Genomic DNA, 22,786 nt, shown 5'->3' with positions numbered 1-22,786 from the left:
GAACCACACTGATCCCTTCCCGAACTCAGAGGTGAAACGCTACTGCGGCGACGATAGTTTAGGGGTAGCCCTACGCAAAAATAGCTCGATGCCAGGTTTATCTTTACAACAAAGCCTCTTCTTTAACAGAAGGGGTTTTTGTTTTTTTATCTTTGCTTGTTTTTTCAAATGAAGGCAGAATGAGGATTGGAAACAAAATTGGAGGATGTAGAGCAATATTATCGGATAACGAATTAATTTATGAATTGAAAGATGAGATAGTAAATAAGAAAAATTTTAATATTATTAAAGAATATGATTATATTCAAAAGCCAAAGGATACAGGATATAAAGGTATTCATTTAATATCAGAGTATTGTGGTAAAAAAGAATCCTTTGAGGGATTTAAAATAGAAATCCAACTAAGAAGTAAACTTCAGCATTACTGGGCGACAGGAGTAGAAATAATAGGAACATTTACAAATCAGCAACTAAAAGCAGGTATAGGAGAGCAAAAATGGCTATTATTTTTTCAATTAGTTAGTTCTTTAGTATCAAACCTTGAAAACAACGAGCCGATTAATGCTGAGAAAGCAAGAAATTTAAAGCAATTAGACGAAGAACTAAAAGTTTTGGAGAAGTTGACTACTTATACTGTTTTTGCAAATTTTACAGAACAAATAGAAAAAACTAAAGGAAGATTTTTATTGATGCTTGACATAGATAATAGAATAGATAATAGAACAGTAAATATTGAAAACTTTAATAATAACCAATTATCAGAAGCAACAGAAAAATATATGGAGCTTGAACAAAAACACCAAAAAGAAAATATTGATATCGTATTAGTTGAAGCTAAATCAATCCAGGATCTTAAAAAAGGTTATCCCAATTATTTTGCTGATTCAACATCTTTAATGGAATATTTATTCTTGTTTATTGGCAAAGAAAAAACATAACCAAATGCGTAGATATGAATTTACCAGAACGCAACTACTAACCTAAGAGATGGATGACTCGAGGGGGCGACAAGCATGGTCAAAACAAGATAGGCATAGGATTTCAGTAGTATCTATAGTTAAAAATTGGCTTACTCACCAAGTATAGCAATCCTGAATAATATCTGAGAGTTCAATAAGCCTCAAACGCCTATAAAATAAGAGTTTTTATCTCAGTATTTTCTTACATTTGGGCTAGGATTTCTATATAACTATCTCTATATATGTAAAGATACAAATTTAATTACATCTGCTAACCCGGCTTGAGTCTTTAGATTGGTTAAAATAAAAGGTTTATCACCGCGCATTTTTTGCGTATCTCGTTTCATGACCTCTAAATTTGCACCAACATAGGGTGCAAGGTCAATTTTATTAATCACCAACAGGTCAGATTTAGTAATACCGGGTCCACCTTTGCGGGGAATTTTATCACCAGCAGCTACATCAATAACGTAAATTGTTAAATCTACTAATTCGGGACTGAAGGTAGCTGCTAAGTTATCGCCGCCACTTTCCAAAAATACTACATCTAAATCAATAAATTGGTTTTCTAATTGTTCAATAGCAGCTAAATTCATGGAAGCATCTTCCCGAATTGCGGTGTGGGGACAACCACCAGTTTCTACTCCCAAAATGCGATCGCTTGTCAAGGCCTGAGAACGCACCAAAAACTGAGCATCTTCTTGGGTGTAAATATCATTGGTTACTACAGCTAGCTGGTACTGCTGGCGCAAAGCTTTACACAAAGCATCTACTAAAGCTGTCTTTCCCGAACCCACTGGGCCAGCTACCCCAACACGCAATGCACTCATTATCTTTTATCTAACTCCTAAACAATCTTGTATACTGCGTTTCGTGCTGCATACTAGCTAAGGATAAACCCCAACTACAACAGCTGAGTTGGTCATCCTCTAAAGCTAGTATTTCCGATACAGCAGTGCTAATTAATGGTTGTAATGCCAACAATAACTCCTGTCCCGCAGTTTGACCGAGGGGAATGAGTTTGACTCCAGCAGTAATCAAATTACTTGTCCAGCTATGCAGATATGCCAGTAAAGCAGCTTGAATATCAATTTGCCAATGAGCAATAGCAATACCAAAAGCGATCGCATAATTGCAAGGATTACCCACAGCATTCACCAAAGGTATAATCTCTGGTTGTAGTTTACCAAGCAACTGGGTAAGCGATCGCCCCATTTGCCAACTAGATGCCCGTAATTCTTGGGTTTCTCTAGTAGCAGATAACCACATATTCAAATGAGATAAAGCTGACCTATCGCCTATACTGGCTGATTTCTCGGCACGTACCATCACCGCCCCATCTAACCGAATCGCTCCATAATACAGTTCTGCCTCTATCCAATGTTTCAGGCTGGCTTGATCTGAAATGATGCCCTTTTCCACTAAAATTTCTAATCCTTCAGAATAGCTATATGCTCCTACAGGCAACGCTGGACTAGCTAACTGTAATATGTATAAAAAGTTGGTATTAGTGAGGGTGATGGTGTCCATAAGCGCCTAATTCTGGCTGAAATGGTAAGATTTCCTCTGTAATTTCTAGTCCCAGTTGTTCTAGCATTGTCCGTAACACTGAATCTGGTAATAACCGTAAATAGGTAGAGGTAATTTCTACAGGTACATGACGATTTCCTAAATGGTATGCAGCCCGCATTAACAAAAGTGATGTTTCAGCAGAAACCGTTAAAACTGATTCTGGTTTGGCAGTAATTCTTAGTAAACAGCTATTGGTTTCATCTTGCAAAATATCACCATCGCGTAGTAACGTTCCTCTGGGTAAACGGAAAAATACTACTTTACCATCCTCAGTTTCCCAGCGATGACGACTGCGATGGCGTTCTTCTGCTGTGAGTGGGAGGGTAAAAGCTACAGCGATATCAGGATTAGGGGGTTGAAGTTCGGTGAAAGTCAGGATCATCAATAAAATTTAATATGATGTCTGGTTAATTTAGTAACGCACCAAAGCCTTAATAACGGTGCGTTACGGATTTCATCCTAACGCACCCTACAATACTTATTTTTTTCAGAAATCAAATATGATTCCTATAGATAAAAGATTCTGGACAATATCAAGCAGAAACTAAACGTCGTAAAGATTCAGCCCGGCGCTTGGCAATGGTATTATTGGGGGCAAGTTTTAAGGCTTCTTCATACATTTGTAGCGCCTGAGTCGTGAGTTTTTTCCGTTCGTAGGCGTGTCCGAGATTATTTAGTGCTGTCACATAGTCTGGTTTAATTTTTAGAGCTTCTTTATATTGACGAATTGCTAGGTCATATTGCTCTTGGCTAAAGTAAACATAGCCTAAACCGTTGTAAATAGGGGCGCTAATTTCTTCTTCCTCTTCTTCTTCAGCAGCTTTAATAGCTTTTTGAAATAGCACTATTGCTTGAGAAAATACTTTTTTTTCGGAATAAATACTGGCTAACTCGTAATATTCTTGAGCTGTACCTTTTTCTTTCTCCAATTTCTTGCGTAACCGTGACAATGCACTTTCACGCCTGCGAGTTTTGAAGATTTGGCGGAAAACATTCACAACTGCAAATGAAAGCAGACCTACAAAAATTGACAAATAAATAGTGACTAAATTTTTATCCATTGCCTGCAAATACAAATTTTAACAGCTACTTCTGTATCTATTATCGGACACTGGGGAGATGAGGGAGATATTTCTTTAGTTTATAATTATGGACTGATTAACGGTAAGCCCCAATATTTAGCACGTTCTGTTAGCCAACCTTCTGCTGTATATTGAGCGATCGCTTGATTTACTTGTCGTCTTAACTGATCGTACTGCAACCCCTTGGGCATGACTACAGACAATGGTTCTGTGGATAGCTTGGTGGGTAAAATTCGGTATTGAGGATATTCTTGGACCCAACCAGTAATAACACTAGCATCGGCGGCAAAGGCTACTACTGTATTATTTTCTGTAAGCGATCGCCCTTCCCGATAGGAATTAACTCCCACTAACTTGGCTTTTGGCACATAGTACCGCACTTGGGCAATTGTGCTGGAATTCTTAATTACGGCAATTTTGCGGTTCTCCAAGTCACTTAGCTGACTAACAGAGGCATCTTTTGTGACTATTACAGCACCATCATAGTAGTAAGGAAAACTTAAACTGACTATCCGGGCGCGGGACTCGGTGGCTGTTACCCTGGCGATCGCTAAATCAACTTTTTTGTCCAAGACCACAGATAGGCGATCGCGGTTGGCTACTGGTTGCAATTTTACAGCATCTGGTTTACCTAACAAGTCTGATGCCAGACGTTTTGCTAAGTCAATTTCTAAACCTTGTAAATTCCCCTCAGTATCTCTAAATCCCAAGGGTCGTAAGTTATCCTTAACGGCAATATTTAAATAACCCCGACGCTGAATTTCCGGCATTGGGGCGGCAGATACCATAAATCCCCAAGCAAAGGAAATTACACAAAAAATGGTAGCGGATAATACCAGATGTAACGGATTAATTTTTAGCCTTAGAGCCAGCCATCTGTTACATCGGTGATTCATCCGTTACCATCCTTATCCTTTAGCTTGAAGTGCCAATTCAGCAACTTTGCCGAAGCTAGCGGGATCGAGAACTGCCAATTGTGCCAACATTTTGCGGTTTAGTTGGATATCAGCTTTTTTGAGATTACCCATCAACTGACTGTAGCTCAAACCATGTTGTCTAGATGCCGCGTTGATACGAGTGATCCACAGGCGACGAAAATCGCGCTTTTTCTTTTTGCGATCGCGGTAAGCACTGCGTAGCGCCTTCATTACCTGTTGGTTAGCGGTTCTAAACAAAGTTGAATGGGAACCACGAAAACCTTTCGCTAGTTTGAGAATTTTATTGCGGCGTTTACGAGCTACATTACCGCGTTTTACCCTTGTCATATTTTATTTCCTGAAGAACTTACAAATAAGGAAGCATCAAGCGCACATTATCTTCATCGCGTTCGTTCACAAGTGTGGACTTGGACAGGCTACGCTTTTTATTAGAAGACTTATGTTCTAAAAGGTGATTTTTGAAAGCTTTGCGACGGACAATTTTACCGCTACCAGTGGCACGGAATCGCTTGGCCGCTGCTTTACGAGTCTTGAGTTTAGGCATGGTCTCACTTTAATTCGACACAATCCATAATTATATACTATTTACCTGAATCTTCATCCATTTAACTTGTCAAACTGACTACAGATTCAGGGAACTGGCTTGTTAACGCTGGAAACACCGGACAAGGCGGTTGTGCTTGTAAATTTTCTGGTTTACTCCAGGTAAAAGGCGCTTGCTGTGATGCAGACATCCACAATAGGCGCTTTGCTCTTGTCATAGCAACATAGAGTAAACGATATTCCTCAGAGGTTTTTAAATGTTCTGCTTGTCTCCAAGCTGCAAAGACATTAGGTATATCAGATTCGCCGTGAATTGCAGTGCGAATTTGGGCGCGAGCTACTTCTGATAAAGTAAACTCACCTAAAAATTTGCTTTTGGGCGGAACCCAAAACTTACCAGGAATCAAGTTTTCATGTAAAAAGGGCATAAATACACAGTCCCAATCCAAGCCCTTAGCTTTATGCATGGTGATGATTGTCAGTTGACCGCGACGGGTGTAATGCGCGTCTAAATCATCGGTTTCCACTGGTTCAAACCGTTCAGAAGTGACGATTTCATTTAACACTGACAGCATTCCTTCCAGAGAAAGCTTATCAGTTATTTGCTGGGTTAGCCGTTCTGCCAGTTTGTGAGCAGTTGCTAGTTCTGGTTTATCGTACTTTAAGGTTAAGCCCAAAAAGCCAATCAGGTGATATAGAGGCAGTTCTAAGCGGGCGCGGAGTAAACTCCGACACAAATGAGCAGCTTTTTGTACTATCTCTGTCTGGGGTGCTGCGAGAGGACTGGGATACAAAAATTCTTCTGGTACAGTGGCGAGGGGGTTGAGGTCTTGGGTAGGAATCAATTGACGCTGTACCAATACTTCTAAAGCTGCTTTGAGATAGTCAGGAGAATGAGGGCGATCGCAAAATTGCAATAATGCCAAAATTTCCTGGGGTATATGAGAACGGCGATCGCTTTCCCCCACGTCATAAAGTGTAATTTTATGCTCCTTACACACAGAAGTTAACTTTTCTCCCAGCCAGCGTCCTTGACGATTTTCTCGCACCAAAATTGCTGCACTAATATCTTGGGGATTTTCAGCAAATAACTCAACCACTCTTTGGGAAAGTAATTCAACTGTGTGATAAATATCACGGGGCGTATAAAGTTCTAGTCCTGTTCCTATCGGTGCTGGATTAGCATGGGGTTGAGGGTCGCTACTATCAACAGGGCGGATTTTTTGAGCAAGAAAGGGTAATGAGTGCGGGTTTTTCTGTTGATAAAAGCTATTTACCCATTCTAAAGCGAAGTTAGCGGCAGCGATGATCATTTGATTACTGCGTCCGGCTTGATCCATTGTGGCTAATTTCCCCACGCGATCGCATACTCCGCAAAAATCCCGAAAATAAATCGGATCAGCAGGTGTAAAAGTTGAGTTAATCGCTTGATTAGGATCACCAACTCGCACTAGGTTGAGTAGGGAGTGGGGAGTAGGGAGTGAAGAATTATCTCCTTCCTGACTTGCCAAAATCTCTAATAGCTGTGTCTGCAAAGGGCTAGAGTCTTGGGCTTCGTCTTCAAATACGGCAAAAACTTGGTTTTGTTCAATGCGACGGGCGCTGTGATTCTCCAGGACACGGAGGGCGGCTAAAATCATATCGTCGTAGTCAATGAAGTCACGCGATCGCATTAAATTTTGATATTCTGCATATAATCCCGCCGCTATCCTTAAAATGCCATATTCATTTGTAGTGCTTTGACTCCACTGCCACAGTTTTTCTGGTAATATTCCAGAACTTTTAGCTTCATGAATGACTGTACTAGCCAAATCTGGTAAAACTTCCGTTCGTAACACTGACTGACGACGTAACTTTTCTGTCTCTTCACCGTCCAACTGATTACCTTCTAACAACCGCAAATAAATCCCGGAATTATTACTAATCCATTCTTCTACGGCTGTGCGAATAAAACGGTGGCTTTGATTAGGTGTAATTAATGTCACTTTATCTAGTTCTAAACCGGATAAATCAGGATGACGACTGGCAATATTTAAAGCTAGACCATGCAGAGTATAGACAGCAAAGCCTGTTGGCGGTAAAGATAAATCATCTCGTAGGTATTTGCGAATTTTGGCTTTAATATTAGCAGCTGCTGAACGAGTAAAAGTAACAACTACAATTTGACTACGGGAAGACGGGCGTGATTCCGCTTTAACTTGGTACTGACGGGCGATGGCGATCGCTACTGCTGCGGCCATCCCAGTAGATTTACCAGCCCCAGGAACGGCGGAAATAGCCAAAGGCCCCGATTCCCAATCAGCCATCTGCTGTTGTCCTGGGCGTAGACCATTGCGGATAGATAAAATTTTCTCTTGTAATTGTGCCTGGAGAGATTCTGGAGACACAGTAGCCCTAGAATAATTGTCTGACATAAAGTTTAAGATTTTAAATTAAATTATTTAATGGTCGATTTAGCAACTTTGATCAAAATAAAGTATAAATTTATCTATATTTAGGCAATAATTTTTCAGTATGAATAAATAATGACAAATCGCAAACCCTATCTACATTATCTAATTTTAGCTGGAGCGATCTCACTGGGTGCTGTCTTACGCTTTTGGCATTTAGGTTTAAAACCTCTGTGGATGGATGAGGTAATTACTGCTATTTTCAGTTTAGGGAAAAATTATGATGATTTGCCCTTAGATGTATTATTTCCCCTGCAAAAAGTCCCAGAAATTTTTACTTACCAGCCTGGGGTTAGTTGTCATCAAATTGCCGAAAATCTGGTTAATCAGTCTACCCATCCGCCGTTGTTTTTTTGTGGAATGTATCGTTGGTTAGGGTGGATGATTCCTTTGGGTTCCGAGTGGGTGGCAAAATTGCGATCGCTATCGGCTTTATTTGGCGTAGGTGCGATCGCCGCCATTTATGGTATAAATCGCATTGCTTTTTACCCAGCATCTGGAATTATCGCCGCATTTATTATGGCTATTTCTCCCTTTGCTGTATACCTATCTCAAGAAGCACGCCACTACACCATGCCTATGTTTCTGATAACTTTAGCGTTATTGGGACTAATGCAAATTCAGCAAGATATTTTTCAGCAAAAATGCCTCAGAATTTGGGTAGTTTTTTTATGGTCAATTATTAATAGTATTGGTCTTTATGTTCACTACTTTTTTATTTTGGCTTTCATTGCTGAAGTTATCACATTAATCTTATTAACCTATTGGTGTAACATTAAGATTATTAATAAACGCCAAATTTACCTGACTTTAGTTATATCAATTACTGGAATTATAATTACTTTTATTCCCTGGCTGCGGGTAACGTTGCTTCATTTTAAAACTGCTGAAACCAACTGGTTACCAGCCACTATGCACATTGCGCCCATATATCAAACTTTAATTAGTTGGATTTTAATGGTGATTGCTTTACCTGTAGAAAATCAGCCTTTGCTAATTACAGCTATCTGTGGATTTTTGATGGTAAGTTTTGCTCTGTGGTTAGGTTGGCAGGTATGGAAAGGTTTAAAAATACTGTGTTTAGATGATAGAACCCATTTAGCAACATTAACTCTTTTAAGTTTTACTATTGTTGTATTAATTGAATTTTTGGCTATAGCCTATTTATTAGGCAAAGATATCACTATTATTCCTCGCTATAGCTTTGTTTATTATCCTAGTTTTTGCGCTTTATTAGCAGCTAGTATTAGCAAAAATCACAAGTCAAAATTTATCGTTTTGTTTGTGGGTGTTCTCAGCTGTGTTTTTGTAGTTTCTAATTTTGTCTTTCAAAAACCTTTTCAGCCTGAAGAAACTGCACGAAACATAAATTTAGAACCCTCTGTTCCTCTGATGTTGGTAGTGGGATACAACAATTATCAGGATGTGGCTTTGGGATTAAGTTTCGCTTTGGAATTAGAGAAAGTTAGGAATCAGACAAACGGTTCAGATAGTTTGGCTTTTTTAAACAGGTCGCCCAAGTCGCCTGATTTCTGGAATAGACTTGATGAAATGCCAATATCAGTCACATCTCAGATGAATTTATGGATAGTTGGCCCCGGAATGAGAAGAAAGGAATATCCCCAGGAGGTGGGACTGTCTGGGGAGAGTATTTGCACTATAGACAGTTCACAACACTATCGCATAGGTGTTCCCTATCAGCTTTATCGGTGTCAATAAGGATGGGAATTAAGGTTTTGGCGTTGCTGAACTAAAGTATGAAACTCCAAAATTACCTTTATTTTCTTCCTACCTTTGCGCCTAACGCACTTCGTGCTTCGCTACGCTGGTGCGCCTTTGCGTGAACCTAATTCATATTTGAAATCAGCAACGCCGAATTTTTTAAATCCTCACTTAATTATTCGTCAATTTGCCAGAAATCTTTGCTGATCACTTCATCGAAGATTTTCTTAGGACGGACAATGACAATAATGCGTCCTAGCAGGGGAATTTGGGGATCTGTTTCAAACCACTGAAAGTCTAATTCACCGCCATGTTCCACAACGAAGTAGTTGGAATCATCCCATTGTCGCGCGGCGCGGTCTACGACAACCAGCAATGGTCTGGGCGGATTTGTTTCCTGGTTAGGGAAGCGATCGCTATTACATAAAATTACCACTGGATCTTCTGCACTTAACAACACTTGCCAACCAGGTAATGGTACCCAAGCTTGTTCCCCAGCAAATTTAACTAAACCAAATGGTTGAATGCTTTCTACCATAGGCACACCTTGTAGGTCTTCTGGTGTTAATGGTAACTTACCCGCTACTGGAACGATGCGAGGTAATTCTTCTTCCGACTCAAAGCGATAAAAAGGTAAGATGGGTGCTTGTCGCTGGGAGACGACAGTAAAATCCACTAGTAACTGTTCGATTTGGTTTCTGGCTGTGGGCGTGTGAGCAAAACGTAACCCTTTGGCAATTAAACGCGATCGCTCTTGCAAATCTGTATATTGCCGTGCTAGTTTCCAAGACTGATAAGCTACAGCATCCCCTGGATGTTCAGAAAAACCTGCGGGTAAAGTTTTAAAGCGGGAGAAATCTTTAATTGCTTTTGCTACTTCCCGCGCTTCATCCATATCTAGTTTGTGGATAAAGGTCAGTTCAGCCGCCGCCGCCCGTTCTTCGTGGGTCAGCAAGCGTAATTCATATAAAATATCACTACCCCGTGTAGCGTAGTGCGATCGCGTTGCATCCGTTGCACCACCTTGTGCCAAAGAATTATATACTTGAGAACCAACAATTACCTGATTTTGTTGAATTGGCTCAAATCCAGTTTCCTCAAAAATCTCCTGGGGATTGTAACCAAGTTTTTGCAAAGAGGCGATCGCCTCTCCCCACTCTACCCAGTTACCTTGCTTCTGCCTCAGCTTTCGTAGTAACTCTTTAACTACATCGTCGTTCACAGCATTTTCAGGATTTGGAGCATTGAAAGGTAGATTAGTCATAATTCTGGCGTGGGAGCTTCAACTTGAAAGCGTGACTTTAATTTCTCTTCAGGAAACTTTATATTAAAACAATATATTAAAACAATATTTTAATATGCCTAAGCCTAGTAATCCTATCACCTTTCCTATGACTTGGACTGGAGGTGCTAATAGTTGTCACATTTTCCGTAAACTAGTAATAATGCAGAATTACAACCGTGGATTTACGCAAGTGTTCCAGCCTATTCTCTATTAATCTAGGTATGGAATATAACAAAATGCCTCACACTGACCAGAACTATTTTATGGATAATCCCATTGCTGAAACTCAGACCAGTCTCCGTCAATTATCAAATTTGGCACGACCGCAAAAACTCAAAATCCTGGTAGTGGATGATGAGCCAGATAATCTCGATTTGCTATATCGCACCTTTCGGCGGGAATTTAATGTTCTGAAAGCCGATAGTGGTATTAATGCTCTCAAAATATTGGCTACAGAAGGTGAAGTCGCTGTGATCATCTCCGATCAGCGAATGCCAGAAATGAAAGGAACTGAATTTCTCAGCAAGACTGTACCCCAGTTTCCAGATACTGTCAGAATAATCCTCACAGGGTTTACAGATATTGAAGATTTGGTGGAAGCGATTAATGCTGGCCAAGTCTACAAATACATTACCAAGCCTTGGGACCCAGGGGAACTGAAGGCAGTTGTACAAAGAGCCGCAGAAACTTACGACCTACTCAAGCAACGGACAGAAGAATTAAGCCGTGCTAATGCTCAAATGGCATTGCTGACTGTTTTAGTACAGTTAACACAGCTAGATAATAGCTTAGAAGACGCTTTAACAAGAATTGCTAAGGTGTTTAGTGATAGTTTTGCCACAGACAGGTGCATTTTACAGCTAGTTCAGGAAAATCAGTTAGTACCAAATCAAGGTTTTTATTCTCCTGAGAGTCCCGTCGAAAACTGGCTAGATCAAGATCCACTCACCAGTGAGGCGATCGCCAGTGAGGAAATGCAAGTTTCATTAAATGTAGCCAAAGATCCCAAACTAGCTGATGTCAGTCACTATAAGAATACTGGTGTGGAAGCACATTTAGTAATTCCTATCAGATATCGCCATAATATATTGGGCATTTTATCCCTCCAGTGGCACAAACCATTCTCTTTGCGAGAAGATGAATTGAACCTGATTCGTCTATCAGTAGAACTAGTAGCCATCTGCTTTACAGCAACATTCAATGGAAACCAAACTCTCGGTGGAGGTCATGGTAATCACTAATATTTTTAGTCGGCAATCTTAACCAATGAATCCAGAAATTCGTGATATTTTTGACCGTATTGCTCCAGTTTATGACGATTTAAATAATTGGTTGAGCCTGGGACAACATCGGATATGGAAGGAAATGACAGTCAAATGGAGTGCAGCTAAACCAGGCGACACCTGCCTGGATTTATGTTGCGGGAGTGGTGATTTGGCTTTTCGTTTAGCTAAATCTGTCGGCAGTATGGGAAAGGTCTATGGTCTCGATTTCTCTCCCAACCTGCTAGCGGCTGCTGAAAAACGCTGCCAAAATCAGTACCCCCAACCGCCTATTTCTTGGATAGAAGGGGATGCACTCAATTTACCTTTCGATGATCACTACTTCCATGCTGCCACAATGGGCTATGGTTTAAGAAATGTTACAGATATTCCCCGTAGTCTCCAAGAATTACATCGCGTTCTCAAGCCTGGTGCGAAAGCAGCAATTTTAGATTTTCATCGTCCCAGAAATCAGCAAATTCGCGCTTTTCAACAATGGTATTTAAATAGTATAGTTGTACCACTTGCTCAAAACATGGGTTTAAAAGAAGAATACGCCTACATTAGTCCCAGTTTAGATCGATTCCCCACCGGACAAGAGCAAGTAGAGTTAGCCAGTCAAGCTGGTTTTACATTGGTTACACACTACCCCATTGCGAACGATATGATGGGAGTGCTGGTAGTCAGTAAATGAGTTCAGAGTTTTGCATAAAACTCATCTCTTATCGTCTATCAATGCCAATTTTATTAATTTTTACTTTGGATTGGTCTCACGTTTGGTTTTATTTATTACCCCCGGTACTGGGTGGCATCATTGGCTATTTCACTAACGATATAGCCATAAAAATGTTATTTCGCCCCTACAGAGCAATTTATATAGCTGGGCGAAAAATCCCATTTACTCCTGGCTTGATTCCTCGCAACCAGGAACGTCTAGCAAAGAATATTTCTAATACAATTATGGGGTCGTTGTTGACTCCAGGAGAATTGCAAAATCTGGCACGACGCTTGTTACAAACAGAACGAGTAGAGTCAGCTATTTTGTGGTTATTACAATTGGCAATTGAACAAATTAAAGCTGATAAAAATGAGAAAAGCGCCAAAATTGTGGCGGGAATTTTACGCGATTTGTTAGGAGAATCATTACCGCGATTGCTGAAAGTTTTAGCCAGGCGAGAAGATTTTTTAGAGGCACAGATTAATCAAATTTTTGATCAAGTATTGCTGGAATTACAACTGAGTGAAGAACAATCTAAAAGGCTCGCTGATTGGTTGTTACAGGTAGTTTTACCTCCAGATGTCTTGCGCCAAGTAATTGTTGATTTTTTGACGGATCGCACTATTCAAACTATTGATGAAAGCTTTCGAGAAAAGACAAGTGGTACTTATTGGGTCGTAGCAAATTTATTTGGTTTACGAAATACTCTCACAAGGCTGAGAACTTTTTGTTTAGATGAGAAAGATGCTACAAATGCTCGTTTAGCAGAACTAATTCAAGTCTTGCAAATGCGCGATCGCCTGAAAAAAGTTCTCCTTGATTTATCGTTACAAAACCTACCTATTGGGACAGTCCGCCAACTGCGAAAGACTACACGGGAAAGTGTACGTCATTATATCCAGGCTAGTGGAGGAGATTTACTCCAAGGTTTAACTGATTCTGTGAACTGGGAAAATATCGCCACATTACTACTTAATCGTCTTAGCACTTCCCCTGTGGTCAATTCTTCCTTAGAAGTTGTCAGTCAAGAATTAGCTAAAATTTTAGAGCGCTATTTAGAAAAAGATTTAGAAAAAATTGTCGCCCAGGTAATTCCTATATTATCCATAGACCAAGTTATTATTGACCGTGTAAAATCAACTTCACCTGCTGATTTAGAAGCTGCAATTGAGGGAATTGTCAAAAATGAATTACAGGCAATTGTAACTTTGGGTGGTGTGTTAGGTTTTATTATTGGGTTATTCCAAGTAGGAATTTTAATGTTTACCCAAGCTTAACGAACTACGAATTACGAATTACGAATTACGAATTACGAATTACGAATTACGAATTACGAATTACGAATTACGAATTACGAATTACGAATTACGAATTACGAACTACGAATTACGAATTACGAATTACCCATTTTTACCGGCCTTTAATTTGGGATAAGCAATGCGCTTGTGGTGAAATTGTTGCCAAACATCGACAAAGATTTGGCTGATTTCTGACATTTCTTGCCGTGTCAGTCCTGAATCTACCATTTGATTATCTTGCCATTTGGCACGGAGAATATTATTGAGCATGGTTAAGGCTTGTTCTGGTGTGGCATCTTTGAGCGATCGCAGCGCCGCTTCACAGGAGTCTGCTAGCATGACTATGGCGGTTTCTCGTGATTGGGGAGTAGGTCCGTCATAGCGAAAATCTGCGTCATCTACCACTAAGCTGGGGTCTTCCTGGGACATTTGTTGTGCTTGGTGATAAAAATAGGCAATCAACATTGTTCCTTGATGCTCAGGAATAAAAGCTTGAATCGCTGTAGGTAAAAGATGTCTTTGTGCCATTACCAATCCCTGAGTTACGTGCTTTTTGATAATTGCGGCACTCTTCCACGGATCTTTAATTTCTGTTTCATGTTTATTCGGTCCCCCCATTTGATTTTCAATGAAGCCCAGGGGGTCATGCATTTTGCCGATATCATGATATAAAGTTCCAGCCCTGACCAGTTCTACATTACATCCCAGCTTTTTAGCAGCAGCTTCAGCTAGAGTTGCCACCAATAAAGTATGTTGAAAGGTTCCAGGTGTTTCAGTCGCCAGTCGTTTTAATAAGGGGCGATTAGGATTGGCTAATTCCGCTAATCGAATGGGGGTAACTAGATCAAATACCTTTTCCAGATAAGGACTTAAGCCCAAGGCGATAATACTCCAAACTAAACCAGATAAAGCAAATAATCCTGATTCTTGAAGTACGATATACCAACCTCCACCAAACCCTGCACCGATGAGGAACTTGATGATCAGGTAGATACCACCCTGAGTTACTGCGATCGCCACACCCAATAAGGCTAATTCTTCGCGCGATCGCAATTTTTGTGCCATACTGCTACCCAATATTCCCGCCGCCCCACCAGCCAACAGCGAAATAAGACTAATCTCCACAGTGGTAGGTAAAATTAGCAGTAGTAGTCCCACAACAGTCGCACCCAAAGCAGGTGCATAGAAACTACCTAACAATAAACCAACAGCGCTCCAAGTGGTATATGGTAAGCCAAAGGCCAGCACTCCTGGGATACTTAAAGTCAGCAGCAGTATTAACAAGTAATCACGCTGACGCAATTTGCACTTGATTTGTCTTTTTACTAAAACAAAAACGCCAATTCCTATAGTCACAATACAGGCTAATTTTGTCAGTTGTAGCCAATTATTGTTCTGGCTAATTAATTGATAATGCTCTAATACATCAAAATGCCATTTAGTAATACCCTCGCCCTTGGTAACAATCACATCTCCTTCCCGCACCTCCACCATCACGGGTGCTACTCTATCTGATGCTTGCTGTATTTGTTGTTTCGTTTTTTCTTCATCATTCTTAAGATTTGGTTGTAGTACAGCTAAAAGCAATTTAGTTGCTAAGGGTTCGGCATTTTTGGGGACAAATTCCTGTACCTGTAGGCTAACCGCATTCTGTAAAATGCTTAAGGGTAAACCTTCGGGAATACCCTGAGCCAACATCCTATCCGCACTCTGTTGAACGCCTGTTTTTGCTTTTACCCATTCCTTATCTGATAATTTCAGCAGCGCAGTTTCGGTGTAAACTCTCTGAATATTGGGCTTGTTGGCCAATAAAATTTGGATTTTGGCTTGGCTGTATGCTTGGCGAACTTGGGAAGTTTGAACTATGAGTGAATCTAAGTTTGGCTCTGAGGTTCTAGTGCGATAAGCTTTTAGTTCCGCTACTGCTTGAGTAAACTCAGTTTTTTGGGTAAAGTTAACTGGTTTTTCCTCTAAAGGATAGAGAAGTAGGGGTAAATTACCTGAATTGAGGAAAGTAGGTAGTGATTGCTGTTCAGGAATCACTGAACCCGTCGATGATGGAAACAAAGGCAAATAGTCAGACGTGGGAAGTTTTTCTGCTATTCCCCCTAGTTGTTTATTTCCCAAATTATTTTTGTTTCCCCTAACTGATAAGTCTGATTTTCCTTCCCTAGTATTTTTTAAAGTGATCAGTAGGGTTTTCCATTCTGAAGCAGAACATGAGCGCAGATAATGCTGGGTAGGAATGGATACCACTGATGTATCAAAAAAAGGAAAAACCCCGGCAGTAGTGCGAATTTTATCGCCTTCATTCAGGAGTTGCTGTAAGTTTTTGTTGATTCTTTCGGTCCTTTGGACATCGACCATCAGCACAGGAATGGAACTTCTACTAGCGGCTTGGCGTTGCGCCTCTGTTTCTTCTTGATCCTGAATGTTAGCAGTATAGGGTGCTTTCATCGTTTCTGGTGCAGGAGTACCCACTGCTAACTGGGGTTGATTGTATAGTTTATGTCCCATTACCCCTGTAAGAGATATGACAGCGATCGCCAAAACAACAGAGGAACGCTGGTCATGCACCCAGCCTAGACATACTGCATCCATCCTCCGCCGAATTCTGAGCGTTTTTGCCATTGTTCTGATTGCTACTTCTGCTTTTTGATGTTCGCTATTACGGGATTTAACAAATGGCTGCTGTTTCATAATCTCTGGCTGTTGATTTTGATGACTCAAAACAACATAATCCTCAAGAAATCCTCAGGGTTGCTGGATTCTATGAAAACATCGGTAATGGGATCTGGTTAAAGCCAATTGCACACAATAGCTACCTACAGACTAAGGTGATATTTTATTAGTATGAAAGTACTAAATTTTCTAGTTATGATCTGGTATTTTGCACCTACACGTTGAACAGTGACCATAAAATTAGCGCGACTGGATAACGCGAGGAGATGCAAAGACAGGAAGCGTGTCCTGTTCTGCACATTTGGCACATCCCTCCTCTGAGTAATCTTTGAGATGTAGGGCGGGATCATACACTCCTGACCATACAGCAACAAGTGCATCAGCTAATTCTAGCACCTTAGAAAAATTTCTTCGTTCCCCAGTGTCTAAGTTAGCGGAACATAATAAAAGCTGCCACTTTAAGGGAATACCAGCCGTACTGTTGTAAGCTCCTGATAAAGCGCCAGTGATTAAGCTGATGATTTGTGAATCTAAATTATCAGTTTCTTCTCGCCGAGTATTATGCTTGTGAGTAGCCCGCAAAACCGCTAAATGTAAGTCTTCCAGGGTGCTGAGAAAACAGTAAAATGCCATAGCAATCGCATGAGTTGGCTCTTCTGGTCTATTGAATGCAGCTTGTGCCGTTTCTAAACCAACTCCTTTGGCTAACAAATCATTAAGTTCTAATAATTTTTGTGGTAAGAGTGTTGGTGTTTCGCCAATAAAGGCGATGATTTCCGGTATCAGGGTTCGGGGACTAATGTTTTCCGTGAGACATTGTGCGATCGCATATCCTACTGCTAATGTGCAATCTCTCATAACTGGGTCATCACCCCATATTTGCAACATACACAGCAAATTTTGTCGCAGGGTCGTCCTATTCTCATGAAAAAACAGAGCCACCGGTAAAGTGGCAATCATCACTTTTCGCAAAACGCCATCAGTTCTATCTTGAAGAGATTTTGTTTGATCAGACTTTAGCCAATTATCTATATCTAATTTGCCTAACTCGATTAAACTTTTAGTACCCAAAACTGCTATTTGGCTAGTATCAGAGCTAATACCATACTCGGCTTTAGCATCCTTAGCTAAAACTTCCCCCAGTAATGCCCCTAATAAAGCACCTTTAAACCGATTAATCAGTAGATAGCGCATATTCAGAAAAAATAAATCTTACTTAACCTATTTATTCCTTAAATGATGCACCAGAGCCTGTAGTCCCAGCAAATAACTTTGCACACCAAAACCACTGATTTGTCCGATGGCTATAGGCGCGATAAAAGAATGGTGGCGGAAGTCTTCCCGGCGATAAATATTGCTCAAATGTACTTCTACTGTAGGTATGTTAACACCAGCGATCGCATCACGCAAAGCTACACTAGTATGGGTGTAAGCCCCAGCATTAATCAAAATTCCCTGGTGTTGTCCCAAAGCCCCATGAATAGTATCTACCAAAACCCCTTCATGATTTGACTGCACAGGAATCACTTGCGTCTGAAACCTCAAAGCTTCTTCCTTTAACAAGCGATTAATTTCAGACAGCCCCAATGAACCATATATTCCTGGTTCTCGCTGTCCGAGTAAATTTAGATTAGGCCCATGCAGCACTAAAATGCTGATCAATGGCGAAGACGAGTTCAACTTATTTCAGATACTTAACGACGACGTGAACGCTCATTGACAGGAATAGGAATTAGTTCTGGTTCCGGCTCACATTCTGGCCCTAATAAGCCTTCAATGAGCTTACGTGCCAAGGCTTTAAGCTTTTCTAGCACTTTATCTATATAGTCCATTGAACTGATCGCTCCTGAGATACTACCTCAATACTTTGACTAGCAGCTACGCAGAACTGGCGTACTTTTGCACCTCTAGTTTGATAAGAGGCGGATACAAATTCCTCATTCTGGGAGTGAGCTACTACCAGAATTTGGCCTTGTGATTCCCCTTGTTTTTTAGATTATCACATTACAAGAAAATATGCTGACAGCCCGGCTTCTTTAGGCAGAGATGAAAAGTGCTGACCGAAAATAATGGGATACAAGCCCCGTCACTTCGACACGCTCAGTGCATCGCGTTCTAGGACGGCTTTATGTTAAAATTTGGGCATAGTCGCCATAGGGCATTGGGAGACTTTAAACGGACATGGAGGGACGATAAGACCACTTGTGGCGTGTTCCAGCGAAGTGTCAAGGAATCCTCGCTTCTTTAGGACGAGGAGGTATGTCAATAGCTCAACCAGCACAAAAATAGATCATTAAACCAGCCGAGTTACCAGCCTGTCTAACTGTAACACTTGTCGAAGTGTGACCTGCTATAAAAGCCAAAAGTCCATAGTTAGCAACTATGAACTTTTGATTCTTGACCTTTAACTAATCTTCCGCATCATTTTTTTTAGGGCTAGTCCGAGATGATTTAGTAGTTGACTTAGATCGAGAAGTTGTTGATTTACTCGTTTTGCGAGTAGTTTTTTTCGTAGATGCTTTGGTTTCTAATAATTCTAGCGCTGTAGATAAGGTGATATTTTCTACCGATTGACCTTCTGGGATGCCCACATTAATTTTGCCATGCTTAATATAAGGGCCATAGGGGCCATCATAAATATTGACTGGCGTACCTTCATCAGGGTGCATACCCAATTCCCGTAAAGCCGCCTTAGACTTGCCACCGCTAGAACCACGTCCCTTTTTCGGTTCAGATAATAACTCCAATGCCCGTTCCAGAGAAACTGTTAGCACATTATCAGCAGCTTTAAGCGAGCGATAGTCTTTACCGTCCTTACCTTGGTCATGAACAACATAAGGGCCAAAACGCCCTAAACTCGCTTGAATTTTCTTACCTGTATTCGGATGAACCCCTAATGTCCGAGGTAAAGCCAAAAGACCCACAGCCATATCCAAGGTGACATTTTCTGGTGTGACTCCTTTGGGTAAAGACGCTTGTTTGGGTTTGGGATTTTCTTCAGTTTTGTCACCCAACTGCACATAAGGGCCGTAAGTACCAATTTTCAGATAAATTGGTTCACCAGTTTCAGGATGTCGTCCGACCTGATCTGGCCCCACGGTTTTTTGGCGCAATAGGACTTCCACCTGTTTTGGATCAAGGTCAGAAGGTGTCAGGTCTTTGGGAATTGAGGCAGTAACCACAGTACCATCATGGTCAACTTCGATGTAGGGTCCATATTTCCCAATCCGGACTTTAGCCTCCAAATTTTCCAGTAACACCGTTCTGGCTTGACCAGCGTCGATTTGACTTTCCTGTTCTTTGACTAAAGTTTCTAAACCCTTGTCTCCCAGATAAAATTCCCGCAAATAGGGCAACCAGTTAGCTTCCCCTGTAGCAATATCATCTAGGGTTTGTTCCATTTTCGAGGTGAAACTAGGATCTACAACATCCGGGAAATGCTTTTCTAGAAGGTTCGTGACAGCGAAAGCAGTGAAGGTAGGAATCAGAGCATTACTTACTAATTGGGCGTAACCCTTATCGATGATTGTGCCGATAATACTAGCGTAGGTACTGGGGCGACCAATGCCTTCACTTTCTAAGGTTTTTACCAGCGTAGCTTCAGTATATCTAGCTGGTGGTTGAGTTTCGTGACCCACGGCTTGTAAATCTGTACAAGTAGGATGATCCCCAACTTGCAAATTCGGCAAAATGATTTCTTGATCTTCTAAAGCCGCATCTGGATCATCTGAACCTTCTACATAAGCACGCAAGAATCCCGGAAAATCGATGCGTTTACCAGCAGAACGAAAGCCAGCGTCTTCAACTTGCAACTGTACAGTAATTTGAGTTTGCCGACAGTCAGCCATTTGACTAGCAACGGTACGTTTCCAAATCAGATCATAAACCGTCAGTTCTCGACCACTTAAACCAGTTTCTTGAGGAGTACGGAAGATGCTCCCCGCCGGACGAATGGCTTCGTGGGCTTCTTGTGCGCCTTTAGATTTAGTAGTGTATTGCCGAGGTTCGGGGCTGAGGTAGTTTTTACCATAAAGTTGTTCTACACAGCTACGAGCAGCTGTCAGCGCCTGATCCGATAAATGTACTGAATCTGTACGCATATAGGTGATATACCCTTGCTCATACAAATTTTGAGCAATTCGCATTGTATCTCTAGCCGAGAGACGGAGTTTGCGGTTGGATTCTTGTTGCAGTGTTGAAGTAGTAAACGGTGGTGCAGGTTTACGGGTTACTGGGCGTTCATCAATGCTGTTGACATTCCAGGTTTTACCGTTAAGGCGTTCCTGGAGGGCTAAAGCCTGATCTTCGTTGAGCAACAAGACATTACGACCTGCTGTAATTTTTCCAGTAGCGGCATCGAAATCGCTACCAGTGGCTATTTTGGTTCCTCCCAGTGTGGTTAACTGGGCATTAAAGGCAGTTTTTTCCTGCACCAAGCTAGCCTTCAAGTCCCAATATGTTCCTTCATGAAAGGCGCGGCGTTGGCGTTCTTTTTTGACTAAAAGTCGCACAGCTACAGATTGTACTCGCCCCGCAGATAATCCCCAGGCGATTTTTTTCCACAGTAGGGGAGATAGGGTATAGCCAACTAATCGATCTAAAATACGCCGTGTTTCTTGGGCGCGAACTAACTGCTCATCAATATTGCGGCAGTTTTTCAAAGCTTTTTTGATGGCATCTTGAGTAATTTCATGAAATACCATCCGCTTGGTGGGAACTTTTGGCTTCAGTATTTGGTATAAATGCCAACTAATGCTTTCACCTTCCCGATCTTCGTCAGTTGCCAGGATCAGTTCATCAACACCTTTGAGAGCATCTTTGAGCTGGGTAACAACTTTCTTTTTGTCTTTGGGGACAACATACACTGGTTCAAAGTCTGCGTCTACATTTACCCCCAGTTGCGCCCAGCGTTGCGCTTTCACTGCGGCGGGAATTTCACTAGCTGATTGGGGTAGGTCACGGACATGACCCATAGACGCTTCCACGCGATAGTCTTTTGGCAGGTAGTTGCGAATGGTACGAGCTTTGGTGGGAGATTCGACGATGACGAGAGTTGACATGGAAATTTCAATAAAAAGAGTAGCTGTCCAGCTAAACAGTGAAATTGAGGTAATTTCGGTGAATTTTCAAGATAAAATTCACGTTTAAGGCTGTGATTTTATCCTCACACCAGCCGCCTGCTAGGGCGAAAATACGCTCAATGCTCAATATATAACCCCGTTTTTCCTAGAGGGTAGGTTAGAGGAATGCTGGATGTGAATTGCCAGCTATTTTAATCTTTAACTTATCTAGGGCATGATTGGCGAATATAGTTTTCAAAATACCCCTGAAGTTTAGTAACGTTAATACCTTACCTTAACTCCTTTACTGAAAATGGAGACGTGATTGAGGGGGAGAAAATCAATGCATCTTGATTTAAATGCATCTTGATTTATTTGTCTCTAAGTTTTCTTTTAGCAAAAATCTATCCTAACTCTGACTCAAAATTAACCGAAAGTTTTAGTCAGGCTGGTTAGTTTTGCTGATAAATGTAAATAAGGAATTTATCAAACCACAGATAATCCTACCATACATTTGCAAAAAAAGGGTAAAGTTTTAGCTGTTTAGAGATGCAAGTTATGTTAGAATAATGTCGGAGTAGTGAATTTCGGTGATGCGGATCTTGTTTTTAGTCATAATTACAAGTGGCTCTCCGGATAAACATCTCTGCATCAATGGATTCTGGAGAGTTTCATGTCAATTTACGTAGGGAATCTATCCTACAGCGTCACAGACGAAGACCTCAGTAAAGTATTTTCCGATTACGGCACTGTCAAGCGGGTGCAGTTACCCGCCGATAGAGAGACAGGACGGCCACGGGGTTTTGGTTTCGTAGAAATGGAATCAGAAGCCGCAGAAGATGCCGCAATTGAGGCTCTAGACGGTGCTGAATGGATGGGTCGTCAACTTAAAGTCAATAAAGCTAGACCACGGGAGGACAGAGGTAGCCGCTCTGGTGGTGGTGGATACTCACAGCGCTATTAAACCTGGCGTTGATTCCTCAAGGCAAATCATCATCAATTTGCTAATTTATAGATAAAAAATTATTTCATGATCGGCAGTTTAGTGATTCACTGAACTGCTTACTTATTGGTAATTGGTCATTGGGAAAAAACTTTCTCCCTGTTCCCCAGTCTCCAACCCCCAGTCCCCAGCGATGCACTGAGTTTGTCGAAGTGTCACCAACCCCAAATTCTCGTTTCCAAAAAGATAAATACAACTTTGGTGAATAACAA

20 protein-coding genes and 1 rRNA gene are annotated in these 22,786 nt (G+C 41.2%); 7 read left to right on the top strand and 14 right to left on the bottom strand.

Translation table 11 applies throughout. The features are described 5' to 3' along the window. Positions 1–97, top strand: a 5S ribosomal RNA gene (rrf, locus tag VB620_RS20950); the annotation flags it as partial. 82 nt (positions 98–179) lie between these two features. Beyond that, complete coding sequence (locus VB620_RS18850) at positions 180–938, top strand: RelA/SpoT domain-containing protein (RefSeq protein WP_323197685.1); 759 nt, start codon at positions 180–182, stop codon at positions 936–938. Positions 939–1,195: 257 nt separating this feature from the next. Here the strand turns inward: VB620_RS18850 and ureG are convergent, their stop codons facing one another. The 8 genes from ureG to VB620_RS18810 all read right to left on the bottom strand — a co-directional run bounded on the left by ureG (position 1,196) and on the right by VB620_RS18810 (position 7,508). Further along, positions 1,196–1,789, bottom strand: coding sequence for an urease accessory protein UreG (ureG, locus tag VB620_RS18845; protein ID WP_323197684.1), 594 nt, complete (start codon positions 1,787–1,789; stop codon positions 1,196–1,198). Positions 1,790–1,799: 10 nt separating this feature from the next. Further along, entirely contained in the window at positions 1,800–2,489 is a 690-nt protein-coding gene (locus VB620_RS18840; protein ID WP_323197683.1) for an urease accessory protein UreF, read from the bottom strand. Then, positions 2,467–2,910, bottom strand: coding sequence for an urease accessory protein UreE (ureE, locus tag VB620_RS18835; protein WP_323197690.1), 444 nt, complete (start codon positions 2,908–2,910; stop codon positions 2,467–2,469). The genes VB620_RS18840 and ureE overlap by 23 nt, the downstream gene beginning before the upstream one ends. Before the next feature lie 154 nt (positions 2,911–3,064). Continuing rightward, positions 3,065–3,592: a tetratricopeptide repeat protein gene (locus VB620_RS18830; protein ID WP_323197682.1), complete on the bottom strand. Its 528-nt coding sequence runs from the start codon at positions 3,590–3,592 to the stop codon at positions 3,065–3,067. A gap of 86 nt (positions 3,593–3,678) precedes the next feature. Continuing rightward, on the bottom strand, positions 3,679–4,509 hold the full coding sequence (locus tag VB620_RS18825) for a transporter substrate-binding domain-containing protein (RefSeq protein ID WP_323197681.1): 831 nt from the start codon (positions 4,507–4,509) through the stop codon (positions 3,679–3,681). A 12-nt stretch (positions 4,510–4,521) separates the two neighbouring features. Next, positions 4,522–4,878 (bottom strand): 50S ribosomal protein L20, encoded by a 357-nt coding sequence (rplT, locus tag VB620_RS18820; RefSeq protein WP_323197680.1) that lies wholly within the window; start codon positions 4,876–4,878, stop codon positions 4,522–4,524. A gap of 19 nt (positions 4,879–4,897) precedes the next feature. Then, entirely contained in the window at positions 4,898–5,095 is a 198-nt protein-coding gene (gene rpmI / locus VB620_RS18815) for a 50S ribosomal protein L35 (protein ID WP_323197679.1), read from the bottom strand. A 61-nt stretch (positions 5,096–5,156) separates the two neighbouring features. Continuing rightward, entirely contained in the window at positions 5,157–7,508 is a 2,352-nt protein-coding gene (locus VB620_RS18810) for an ATP-dependent helicase (RefSeq protein ID WP_323197678.1), read from the bottom strand. A 111-nt stretch (positions 7,509–7,619) separates the two neighbouring features. Between VB620_RS18810 and VB620_RS18805 the strand changes: the two genes are divergently transcribed. Next, entirely contained in the window at positions 7,620–9,263 is a 1,644-nt protein-coding gene (locus tag VB620_RS18805) for a glycosyltransferase family 39 protein (RefSeq protein ID WP_323197677.1), read from the top strand. Positions 9,264–9,441: 178 nt separating this feature from the next. On the opposite strand, the gene VB620_RS18800 is transcribed toward VB620_RS18805, so the two are convergent. Beyond that, positions 9,442–10,530, bottom strand: a complete 1,089-nt coding sequence (locus VB620_RS18800) for a RuBisCO accumulation factor 1 (RefSeq protein WP_323197676.1) — start codon at positions 10,528–10,530, stop codon at positions 9,442–9,444. A 284-nt stretch (positions 10,531–10,814) separates the two neighbouring features. Here VB620_RS18800 and VB620_RS18795 point away from each other — a divergent pair, with 284 nt between their 5' ends. The 3 genes from VB620_RS18795 to VB620_RS18785 all read left to right on the top strand — a co-directional run bounded on the left by VB620_RS18795 (position 10,815) and on the right by VB620_RS18785 (position 13,808). After that, a complete protein-coding gene (locus VB620_RS18795) occupies positions 10,815–11,792 on the top strand; it encodes a response regulator (protein ID WP_323197689.1) in 978 nt (325 codons plus the stop codon). Positions 11,793–11,817: 25 nt separating this feature from the next. Continuing rightward, positions 11,818–12,507, top strand: coding sequence for a bifunctional demethylmenaquinone methyltransferase/2-methoxy-6-polyprenyl-1,4-benzoquinol methylase UbiE (gene ubiE, locus VB620_RS18790; protein ID WP_323197675.1), 690 nt, complete (start codon positions 11,818–11,820; stop codon positions 12,505–12,507). 65 nt (positions 12,508–12,572) lie between these two features. Then, a complete protein-coding gene (locus VB620_RS18785) occupies positions 12,573–13,808 on the top strand; it encodes a DUF445 domain-containing protein (protein WP_323197688.1) in 1,236 nt (411 codons plus the stop codon). A 123-nt stretch (positions 13,809–13,931) separates the two neighbouring features. Here the strand turns inward: VB620_RS18785 and VB620_RS18780 are convergent, their stop codons facing one another. The 5 genes from VB620_RS18780 to topA form a co-directional block, all read right to left on the bottom strand. Then, on the bottom strand, positions 13,932–16,529 hold the full coding sequence (locus VB620_RS18780; RefSeq protein WP_323197687.1) for an HD family phosphohydrolase: 2,598 nt from the start codon (positions 16,527–16,529) through the stop codon (positions 13,932–13,934). Between the two features lie 222 nt (positions 16,530–16,751). Further along, entirely contained in the window at positions 16,752–17,705 is a 954-nt protein-coding gene (locus VB620_RS18775) for an ADP-ribosylglycohydrolase family protein (RefSeq protein WP_323197674.1), read from the bottom strand. A 27-nt stretch (positions 17,706–17,732) separates the two neighbouring features. Then, a complete protein-coding gene (gene aroQ / locus VB620_RS18770) occupies positions 17,733–18,191 on the bottom strand; it encodes a type II 3-dehydroquinate dehydratase (RefSeq protein ID WP_323197673.1) in 459 nt (152 codons plus the stop codon). 14 nt (positions 18,192–18,205) lie between these two features. Further along, the gene (locus VB620_RS18765) at positions 18,206–18,343 is read right to left on the bottom strand and encodes a hypothetical protein (protein ID WP_017804373.1); all 138 of its coding nucleotides are present in this window, start codon (positions 18,341–18,343) and stop codon (positions 18,206–18,208) included. A 576-nt stretch (positions 18,344–18,919) separates the two neighbouring features. Further along, entirely contained in the window at positions 18,920–21,571 is a 2,652-nt protein-coding gene (gene topA, locus VB620_RS18760; protein ID WP_323197672.1) for a type I DNA topoisomerase, read from the bottom strand. Between the two features lie 673 nt (positions 21,572–22,244). On the opposite strand from topA, the gene VB620_RS18755 reads away from it, so the two are divergent. Further along, positions 22,245–22,535 (top strand): RNA recognition motif domain-containing protein, encoded by a 291-nt coding sequence (locus VB620_RS18755; RefSeq protein WP_323197671.1) that lies wholly within the window; start codon positions 22,245–22,247, stop codon positions 22,533–22,535. The last annotated feature ends 251 nt before the right edge of the window (positions 22,536–22,786 follow it).

Origin of the sequence: Nodularia harveyana UHCC-0300, from assembly GCF_034931085.1 — a bacterium.
Classification (GTDB): Bacteria; Cyanobacteriota; Cyanobacteriia; order Cyanobacteriales; family Nostocaceae; genus Nodularia; species Nodularia harveyana.
This window is presented reverse-complemented; position numbering and strand designations above follow the sequence as displayed.

Bases quoted from the DNA above. Each gene is read 5' to 3' on its own strand.
- rplT (WP_323197680.1), bottom strand. From the start codon at position 4,878: ATGACAAGGGTAAAACGCGGTAATGTAGCTCGTAAACGCCGCAATAAA.
- VB620_RS18850 (WP_323197685.1), top strand. From the start codon at position 180: ATGAGGATTGGAAACAAAATTGGAGGATGTAGAGCAATATTATCGGAT.
- VB620_RS18800 (WP_323197676.1), bottom strand. From the start codon at position 10,530: ATGACTAATCTACCTTTCAATGCTCCAAATCCTGAAAATGCTGTGAAC.
- ubiE (WP_323197675.1), top strand. From the start codon at position 11,818: ATGAATCCAGAAATTCGTGATATTTTTGACCGTATTGCTCCAGTTTAT.
- VB620_RS18775 (WP_323197674.1), bottom strand. From the start codon at position 17,705: ATGCGCTATCTACTGATTAATCGGTTTAAAGGTGCTTTATTAGGGGCA.
- ureG (WP_323197684.1), bottom strand. From the start codon at position 1,789: ATGAGTGCATTGCGTGTTGGGGTAGCTGGCCCAGTGGGTTCGGGAAAG.
- VB620_RS18810 (WP_323197678.1), bottom strand. From the start codon at position 7,508: ATGTCAGACAATTATTCTAGGGCTACTGTGTCTCCAGAATCTCTCCAG.
- VB620_RS18780 (WP_323197687.1), bottom strand. From the start codon at position 16,529: ATGAAACAGCAGCCATTTGTTAAATCCCGTAATAGCGAACATCAAAAA.
- VB620_RS18765 (WP_017804373.1), bottom strand. From the start codon at position 18,343: ATGGACTATATAGATAAAGTGCTAGAAAAGCTTAAAGCCTTGGCACGT.
- VB620_RS18840 (WP_323197683.1), bottom strand. From the start codon at position 2,489: ATGGACACCATCACCCTCACTAATACCAACTTTTTATACATATTACAG.
- VB620_RS18805 (WP_323197677.1), top strand. From the start codon at position 7,620: ATGACAAATCGCAAACCCTATCTACATTATCTAATTTTAGCTGGAGCG.
- rpmI (WP_323197679.1), bottom strand. From the start codon at position 5,095: ATGCCTAAACTCAAGACTCGTAAAGCAGCGGCCAAGCGATTCCGTGCC.
- topA (WP_323197672.1), bottom strand. From the start codon at position 21,571: ATGTCAACTCTCGTCATCGTCGAATCTCCCACCAAAGCTCGTACCATT.
- VB620_RS18825 (WP_323197681.1), bottom strand. From the start codon at position 4,509: ATGAATCACCGATGTAACAGATGGCTGGCTCTAAGGCTAAAAATTAAT.
- VB620_RS18795 (WP_323197689.1), top strand. From the start codon at position 10,815: ATGGATAATCCCATTGCTGAAACTCAGACCAGTCTCCGTCAATTATCA.
- VB620_RS18755 (WP_323197671.1), top strand. From the start codon at position 22,245: ATGTCAATTTACGTAGGGAATCTATCCTACAGCGTCACAGACGAAGAC.
- VB620_RS18830 (WP_323197682.1), bottom strand. From the start codon at position 3,592: ATGGATAAAAATTTAGTCACTATTTATTTGTCAATTTTTGTAGGTCTG.